The organism is Nonomuraea sp. NPDC049784 (assembly GCF_040659615.1).
Taxonomy (GTDB): domain Bacteria; phylum Actinomycetota; class Actinomycetes; order Streptosporangiales; family Streptosporangiaceae; genus Nonomuraea.
In genome coordinates this window covers 1-8202 of the sequence record NZ_JBFAMX010000468.1, presented here as the reverse complement: position 1 = coordinate 8202, position 8202 = coordinate 1, and the positions used below count along the sequence as shown (strand labels likewise).

Genomic DNA, 8202 nt, shown 5'->3' with positions numbered 1-8202 from the left:
GCCGGATTCGTCTCGGTCGCCGGGGCGCTTGTCGTTCCCCTCGGCACCGGCTGGCAGGCCTTCGTCGCCTTCGCCGCCGGCAACGTGGTTTTCTCCGCCGGCGTGGTGGTGCTCAGCGTGGTGACCCGCACCTACCGGCAGATGGCCAGCCCGCCCGAACTGCTGCCCCGGGTGATGGCGACGGTCCGCTTCGTCTCCTGGGGTGCGATCCCGATCGGCGGCTTGATCGCCGGAGTAATCGCCGGGGTCGTCAGCAGCCGGGTAGCCCTGATGACTTTTGTCGTCGCGGCCGCCTGCATTCCGTTGGTCCTGCTGGCCTCACCGATCCGGCACCTGCGCAATCTCACCGACTATCACCAAGGCGACTGACGGGCAGCTGGGCTCGTGCAGAGAGGTGCGGTCGCCGCACCCGCGCGTGCTCGTCCTCGTTCCGTCACTGTTCCGTGGGGGCGCCAGAACCAATAAGAGATGACGAGGGCCAGCCACAGCCTTAATCCCTGCTCAGCCTTCTGATCGCTGGGCTTCCCCAGGTGGCTGGGCAGCGGGTCGGAGATCATCCAGTTCTTGCTGTCGGAGTCCGGAGGCGGCGGCTCGCGTTGACGAACGACCGCAGCCGCAGGCCCTCCGGCACCTCGGTCTGGAAGGCGTGCTCGGACACGTCGTTGACATACTTCGGGGCATGACGGCTATGGACGTGATGCAAGTGGTGGCGGCTGCGGTGGTCGAGCAGGAACGGCTGCTCCTCGTCAGCAAGAAGATCGCCCCCGAGGTGTTCTACCTTCCAGGAGGAAAACCCGAAGATGGAGAGTCCGCCGAGCAGACCCTTGTGCGTGAGCTGAACGAGGAGCTCGGAGTCTCCCCGCTCGACATGAATCTGCTCGGCCACGTTGAGGACGTGGCCGTTCTGGAGGGCGTTCCCATGCGGCTGACAGTGTTCGTGACGCAGATCGATGGCTCACCAACGCCCGCTGCCGAGCTGGCCACTCTGGGCTGGACGAACGGACGGGATTCCTACATACCCCTTCTCGCACCCGCGATCCGCAACCAAGTGCTGCCTCTGCTGGCCCAGTCTGGGGTATTCGGCGCGATGTCGACGCCCGCCGACAGACCTTAGCCGCCGCAGGACTCGAAGCTGATCAAGTCGGACAGGACCGGATAGGCGTCCCTGGTCCTGACCTTCTTCGTGACGGTATCGGCCTGCAGGACACGTACAAGGGTCGGCGCTTCTCCTGATGTTCGTGGATGGTGACCTGGGACGGGCCTGTCCAGGCGAACGTGTGAAGAGTGCCCTCGACACGGACCGACTCGACCGGACGTGAGGTCGTGGACGAGGATGGTCACCCGGCCTCGCTGGTGTGTCACCGCCGCCGCCGTGCCGTCCGCTGCCAGTGCGTAGGGGCCCCACGGCGTAGTCCTCGCCCAGGGGCTCGCGGTGCAGCGACTCCCCGTCGGCCCGAAGACGTACTGAACCGTGGCCTGTGTCGGTGGCGGGCGTGTAGGTGTCGCCGTCCTCAGCGGGTGACGTCGGTGACTGGAACGCCGTGCTCGCCGGTGAGGCGGGCCAGGACCATGTCATTGCTGGTGGCTTTGGCCTCGGCGAGCTCCTCGCGGGTGACCCCGACGGCGGTGATGAATTCGACCCTGCCGTTGGGGGTGTCGATCGCGCCCAGGTGCGGGTCGGTGAGGAAGGCCAGAGCGTTGAGCCGGCTGCTCTCCGGCCCCAGTTGGCCGGCGACGCCCATCCGGTGTCCGTCGGCGAAGGGATATCCCTCGCCGAAGACGTACTCGCCCAGGTCGCACAGCGTCTGCAGGGACCAGCCGGGCGGCATCTCATCGTCGTCCTGGCGGGGCACCCGCATCGTCAGCTCGAAGCCTAGGCCGCTGGTTGCCGTCTCGAGGTCGAGGTCGCCGTCCAGGTCGAGGTCGCCGTCCAGGTCGAGGTCGCCGTCCAGGTCGAGGTCGCCGTCCAGGTCGAGGTCGCCGTCCAGGTCGCTGAAGCCGTGGGTGACGAGCAACCAGTAGCCGTCCGCACGGTAGGCACTCAGCTCCTGAACGCCCCGGCCGATCGCGGTCCCGGTCGACCAGCGCAGCGGCCGCCCGTCGGGCAGGAGGGCTTTCAGAGCCGCGTCGATCGCTGTACGGCTGCCCTCGCGGATCTCCGGGACGCCGGCCTGGAGGAACGCCTCGAACAGCCCGCCCCACAGGGTGCCAGGAGCGAGAGCCCGCTCGTCCCGGGACTTCAGCTCGCCGATGAGCTTGTCGGTGTACGGGCGCGCCTCCTCGGCAGAGGCCCCGGCCATCTCCTTACGGCGCAGCTCGATCCGGTAGAGGAACTCCACGAAGGCGTCGAGCGTCGTGTTGATCGTCTCGTTGTCGCCGTTGGGCATGCCGTCCTCAAGGCCGAGGATGAACACGTTGCCGCTCTCCAGCTCCATGGCATAGCGGATCCGGTCGTCGGCCCACGCCTTGCCGAGGATCAGGAAGCGCGCCGGCCTGTCCTGCGTCTCGGCGTCGAACAGCGTGAGGGCTTCGTACGGGCCATCCACCTTCATGGTGAAGTGGATGTCGGCGGTCACCGGTAGCCCGACCGAGCACAGCACCTCTATGTCACCGGGACGGAGCCCATGGGTCTCGACGTCGGCCCGGTCGAGCGTGACGACGCCATCCGCGCCGAAGACCTGGACGAGCTCAGCATGCGTGGCCACGAGGATGCCTTCCAGGAGGGAGCGTGGGCTGGCCGAGATCATAATGATCACGAGAGCGCCCTGTCCCCGAAAGGGCTCAGATCACCGGACGAACCGTTGTGCGACAGGTTGACCTGTGAAGGCTGTTGTGATGTGAAGATCTTGTGAGAGATACGGTCATACCGAAGCTCAGCTTGAGGACGGCGCTGACGGCCGCGGCGGTAGTGCTTGCTGTGGTGGTGGCACCCGGTGCGGGCGGCGAGAGGGCGAGGGCGGTCGCTCTCGCGCCCGCCGCGGCCGCGGCGACCAGCCTGAAGGTCATGGACTGGAACATCCAGGGCGGCACGGGAACGGACGGCGTGTACGACTTCGGGCGCATCGTCGATGTCATCGCGGCCGAGGATCCGGACATCATCACGCTCCAGGAGTTGCACAACAACACCTCCGTCGGCGGCGACAATCAGTGGCAGCTCCTGCTGAACAGGTTCCCTGTCTACGAGGCGCACTTCGCCAAGAGCGACACCAACGCCCTCGGCGGGGTGGCGGGAAACCTCATCCTCTCCAAGTACGACATCACCGAGAGACTCACGTACCAGCTGCCGCAGTATCCATCCGACAGCGATGCCGTGCTGCGCAGCCTCGGCGGCGCCAAGATCAATGTCAACGGCACCGACGTGCGGATCTACACGACCCACTTCTCCCCGGGCCTCGGGACCGAGGCGACCGAGCGGCGCAACAGGCAGGCCAGAGCCGCGATCGACAAAGTGTCCAACGCCTCGCTGATGCCCACTCCGATGCTGCTCACCGGCGACTTCAATGTGCGGCCGGACAACGAGATCAGGCCCTGGTTCGCCCAAGCCGGCTGGTACGACACCTGGACCCAGGTCAACCCCAACATCGGCGCCAACGTCATCACCCACCCCGGAGACGGTGATGATGCCCGGATCGACTACGTCTACGCCACCCCCGGATTCGACGTCACCGGCGCTCACACCGTCACCACCTCCGCCTCGGACCACTATCCGGTGGTGGCCAATGTGACCATCAGGGGCACAGCGGCCACCAAGGTGGGAGCGGTCCTGGCCGGGGCGGCGTCCCGGGAGGGCTGGGCCAACCTCGCCGTGTACTCCGACAACAGCTCCACGCTGCGGGTCTGCGACAACAAGCCGGATGGCTGGGGTGTACGCGCCTATGTGTACGCTCGCACCGGTGGCAGCCTGGTGGTGACCGGTAACGACGGCGCCTACGCCGACCGCTGCGGCACCTTCACCACCGGATCGGGCACGGTCAGCTCGCCGGTCGCGCGGGTGTGCCTCTACAAGGGAGGCGAGGAGAAGGACTGCCGAGAGACGACCCTCACCTGACCGTCTGACACCCGATTGGTCAGGCGGCCAGGGTCGAGCCGCGTATGACGAGTTCGGTGGCCAGCTCGATGTGGCGGGATTCGATCTTCTCGCCGGCGGCCAGGCGCAGCGCGGTGCGCAGGGCGACGGCGCCCATCTCGCGCAGTGGCTGGCGTACGGTGGTCAGCTGCGGCGAGGCCATGATGGCGACCTCAGTGTCGTCGAAGCCGACGACACTGAGGTCTTCGGGGATGCGCAGGCCGCGGGCCCTGGCGGCCTGTATTGCGCCGAGGGCGCTCTCGTCACCGGCGGCGAAGATGGCCGTGGGCGCGGGGTGCAGGTCGAGCAGGGCGGCACCTTCTTGCACCCCGTGGGGATAGCAGAAGCCCACATTGCGGATGTATTCGGGAGGTACGGGCACGCCTGCGGCTTCCATCGCGGCGCGGAAGCCGTGCATGCGGGCCTGGTTGACCGCCGTGGTCGCGGGGCCTCCGAGGTAGGCGATGCGGCGGTGGCCGAGGGCCAGCAGATGCTGTGTGGCGGACAGCCCGCCGGCGAAGTTGGTGGCGCCGACGCTGGTCACGGGGGTGTCCGGCAGGTTCAGCGGGTCGATGACGACCACCGGTAAGCGGGCCCGGGACAGCGCGGCGAGCTGGGTCGAGTTCGGCCCGCTGGTCAGGGTGATCAACGCTCGGCAGCCGGCGGCGGCCAGGTCGCGAGCCCAGGAGGTGTCGCCGCCGGCCATGCCTTTCGTGTTGGTGACGACGACCGCCACGCCCGACCGGGCTCCGGCCTCGATCGCACCCTTGATGATCTCGGTGGAGTACGCGCACAGCTCGTCCACCCACATCTCGACCGTGCCCGGCACCTGCGCCTGGTCCCGGCGTGACGAGCGCGGGACGTAGCGGTGCTCCAGCAGCAGAGACTGCACCAGCGAACGGGTGCCCGGCGCGACGTCGCGGCGGCCGTTCAGCACCTTGGACACAGTAGCCACGGACACGCCGGCCGAGGCGGCGACGGTGGCCAGCGTGGTACGCCCAGGGTTGCCCGGCATCGATTCCTCCCTTAACACCCGATGTCTACCTTAAAGGGTTGACCAAGGCGCCGTACGGGTCCGAGTCCCACCTGCCCTGATGTCCCGCCTGCTGCTCCCCAAGAAGGGAAAACCAAGGCGCAGTGGATTGCAGACGCTCCAACCGACGGGCAGTCCGCGATCGGGCCGGCTCGCGTCCCGATGGATGATGTTCGGGTGATGATTCAGGCAAACGGCGGCCGGCGAATGCCCGTCGGGCTCATCGCGCTGACCCTCGGCAGTTTCGGGATCGGCCTGACCGAGTTCGTGATCGCGGGCCTGCTTCCGCAGGTGAGCCTGAGCCTGGCCGTGTCCGAGGCCGCGGCGGGGTGGTTGATCTCCGGATACGCGCTGAGCGTCGCGGTCGGCGCGATCGTGGTGACCGCCGCCACCAGCGGGCTGTCCCGCAAGTCGGGTCCTCATCGGGTTAGTGGCGCTGTTCGTCGCCGGCAATCTCCTGTCCGCCGTCGCATCCGGCTATCCGGTGATGCTGCTCGGACGCGTCGTCGCCGCCCTGTGCCACGGTTCGTTCTTCGGCATCGGCTCGCTCGTCGCACGGCGAATGGTTCCGGCGGAGCGGGCGTCGAGGGCAGTGGCGGTGATGTTCGCCGGGTTGACACTCGCGAACGTCCTGGGCGTACCGTTCGGCGCCCTGGTCGGCGAACGCTGGGGCTGGCGCGCCACGTTCTGGGCGATCACCGCGATCGGCGTGATCGCCATGATCGCCATCGCGGCGCTGGTGCCGGGCTGGGCCGGCGCGGTGGACCGCGCGCATCCCTCGACGGCTTCCGGCCTGAACGGGCTGCGTGTCCAGCTACGCGCGTTCCGCTCCTTGCAGGTCTGGCTGACGCTGGCGGCCACCGCACTCGGTTACGGGGGGATGTTCGGCGCGTTCAGCTACATCGCCTACACCTTCACCCGGATCACCGGCTTCTCCAGCGCCGACGTCGCCTGGCTGCTCGTCGTTTACGGCAGCGGCCTGCTGATCGGGAACATGGCCGGCGGGCGGGCCGCGGACGGTAACCGGGACCGCACGCTGATCGTCTCCCTGGCCGCCCTCGCCGTTACACTCACCGCGTTCGGGCTGCTGGCCAGTAGTCCCGTCGCATCGGTGGTCCTGGTCTTCCTGCTGGGCTTGTTCGGGTTCGCCGGCGTCCCCGGCATGATCACCCGCGTCACCGATTACGCGAACGGGGTCCCGCTCGCTGCCAGCGCCAACGTGTCGGCCTCCAACGTCGGGAACGCGCTGGGGGCCTGGCTCGGCGGCCTGGCCATCAGCGCCGGCCTCGGCTACACCGCTCCGCTGTACGTCGGCGCCGCCATCGTCCTGGCCGGACTCGCTGTGATGACGATCAGCGCGCGACGAGCACCGAGCCGGGCTTCGGACATCGGTGACGTCGGGCTCTCGGGCCGGGAACGTCGCGGCTGACGCGGCCCCGAAGGGGCGGTCAGCCTTCCGGACGGCCCTCGTCGGCCTGGTGAACGCGGGTCCAGGTGGCGCCGCACCCGCAGCGGTACTCCTCGATCAGGTCTCCGTCCTCGGTGACGGCCAGGCCGTGGTTGACGCGGACGTGGACGTGATTGCTCATGGGGCCTTCCTTCGAGGATCGGGCGCCGCGGGACGTCAGCTGAGGACGTTTGCGCAGCTCACAGCGTACCGTCAGCGGCCTCTCCCTGCTCCCGTGAACGCCTTCTCCTTCCGCAGGAAGGCGGTGAGCCGCTCCAGCGGCCAGGTGTTGATCACGTCCTCGGCGGTGAGCCAGCCGCGCTGGGCCGTGCCGATGCCGTACCGGAGGTTGGCCAGGTGGCCGACCGCGTGGGAGTCGCTGTCGACGGCGAACTTCACGCCGTACCGCCGGGCCCGCCGGATGAGCTCGGCGGCCAGGTCGAGACGGTCGGGGAAGGCGTTGATCTCCAGCGCGGTGCCTGAGTGCGCGCACGCCTGGAAGACCTGGTCCCAGTCGGCGTCGATCGGCGGGCGGCGGCCGATCAGGCGGGCGCTGGGATGGCCGATGATGTTGACGCATGGGTGCTCCGCGGCGCGGACCAGCCGCCTTGTCGTCTCGTCCTGGGGCAGGTCGAAGTGGGAGTGCACCGACGCGACGCACACGTCGAATCCGGCCAGCACGTCGGGCGGCCAGTCCACGTCACCGTCCGGGTCGATGTTCAGCTCGATGCCGTGCAGCAGCCTGAGCCCGCCCGTGCCGTCCAGCTCGCGGACGCGCTCGCGTTGCGCGACGGCTTTGTCCAGGGTCATCTGCTGCATGTAGAGCTTGGGCCCGTGGTCGGTGACGGCGTAGTACGCGTACCCGCGCTCGGCCGCGGCGGCGAGCATCTCCTCCAGCGAGGCGTGACCGTCGGTGAGCGTGGTGTGGGTGTGCAGGTCGCCGCGTACGTCTTCTTCTGTGACCAGGTCGGGCAGCTCTCCGGCCAGGGCGGCCTCGATCTCGCCGATGTCCTCGCGCAGCGTCGGCGGGATCCACGGCAGGCCGAGCCGCTGGTAGACCTCCTCCTCGGTCTTGGAGACGATCAGCTCATCGGTGACGGCGTCGAACAGGCCGTACTCCGACAGCTTGAGCTTGCGGTGGACGGCGATCTCGCGGGTGCGGATGTTGTGCGCCTTGGCGCCGGTGAAGTACTGCATGGCCGCGCCCCACGCGTCCGGCGGCACCACGCGCAGGTCCACCTGCAGCCCCTCGCTGGTCCTGACCGAGGTCTTCGTGTCGCCGTGCACGATCACCTCGATCACCTGAGGGAGATCGACGAAGGCGGACATGAGCACCTTCGGCCGGTTGGAGGTGGCCAGGATGTCGATGTCGCCGATGGTGTCCTTCATCCGGCGCAGCGAGCCGGCGTACCCGCAGCGATGGCAGCCCCCCACCGCCCTGAGCGCCGTCACGATGTCCTCGGCCAGCGGCATGGCCACGCCGAGATGGACCCGCTCGCCGGCGTCGCGCAGCAGGGCGATGCCGTGCAGCAGGTTCTCCTCGGTCTTGGTGCCGAACCCCGGCAGGCCGTGCAGGGCGCCGGCATGGATCGCCGCCTCCAGGCTCTCCGGGGAGTCCACGCCCAGGCGCTGGTGCAGCGCCATGGCCCGCTTGGG

8 protein-coding genes and 1 pseudogene are annotated in these 8202 nt (G+C 68.6%); 4 read left to right on the top strand and 5 right to left on the bottom strand.

Features of this window, described 5'->3' with window-relative positions; all coding sequences use genetic code 11:
- A pseudogene (locus tag AB0J09_RS48155) lies at positions 1-369 on the top strand (MFS transporter); the annotation flags it as partial.
- Positions 370-679: 310 nt separating this feature from the next.
- A complete protein-coding gene (locus AB0J09_RS48150) occupies positions 680-1114 on the top strand; it encodes an NUDIX domain-containing protein (protein WP_360707248.1) in 435 nt (144 codons plus the stop codon).
- A gap of 397 nt (positions 1115-1511) precedes the next feature.
- Here the strand turns inward: AB0J09_RS48150 and AB0J09_RS48145 are convergent, their stop codons facing one another.
- Positions 1512-2747, bottom strand: coding sequence for a suppressor of fused domain protein (locus tag AB0J09_RS48145; RefSeq protein WP_360707251.1), 1236 nt, complete (start codon positions 2745-2747; stop codon positions 1512-1514).
- Positions 2748-2878: 131 nt separating this feature from the next.
- On the opposite strand from AB0J09_RS48145, the gene AB0J09_RS48140 reads away from it, so the two are divergent.
- The gene (locus AB0J09_RS48140) at positions 2879-4048 is read left to right on the top strand and encodes an endonuclease/exonuclease/phosphatase family protein (RefSeq protein WP_360707245.1); all 1170 of its coding nucleotides are present in this window, start codon (positions 2879-2881) and stop codon (positions 4046-4048) included.
- Positions 4049-4067: 19 nt separating this feature from the next.
- Here the strand turns inward: AB0J09_RS48140 and AB0J09_RS48135 are convergent, their stop codons facing one another.
- Together AB0J09_RS48135 and AB0J09_RS48130 are read right to left on the bottom strand one after the other, a co-directional pair.
- On the bottom strand, positions 4068-5081 hold the full coding sequence (locus AB0J09_RS48135; protein WP_360707243.1) for a substrate-binding domain-containing protein: 1014 nt from the start codon (positions 5079-5081) through the stop codon (positions 4068-4070).
- A gap of 203 nt (positions 5082-5284) precedes the next feature.
- Positions 5285-5509, bottom strand: coding sequence for a hypothetical protein (locus AB0J09_RS48130; protein ID WP_360707240.1), 225 nt, complete (start codon positions 5507-5509; stop codon positions 5285-5287).
- 20 nt (positions 5510-5529) lie between these two features.
- Between AB0J09_RS48130 and AB0J09_RS48125 the strand changes: the two genes are divergently transcribed.
- The gene (locus AB0J09_RS48125) at positions 5530-6528 is read left to right on the top strand and encodes an MFS transporter (protein ID WP_360707237.1); all 999 of its coding nucleotides are present in this window, start codon (positions 5530-5532) and stop codon (positions 6526-6528) included.
- A 19-nt stretch (positions 6529-6547) separates the two neighbouring features.
- Here the strand turns inward: AB0J09_RS48125 and AB0J09_RS48120 are convergent, their stop codons facing one another.
- Positions 6548-6688, bottom strand: a complete 141-nt coding sequence (locus AB0J09_RS48120; RefSeq protein WP_360707234.1) for a hypothetical protein — start codon at positions 6686-6688, stop codon at positions 6548-6550.
- Positions 6689-6759: 71 nt separating this feature from the next.
- A partial coding sequence (locus AB0J09_RS48115; RefSeq protein ID WP_360707231.1) for a PHP domain-containing protein occupies positions 6760-8202 on the bottom strand: 1443 nt, incomplete at its 5' end.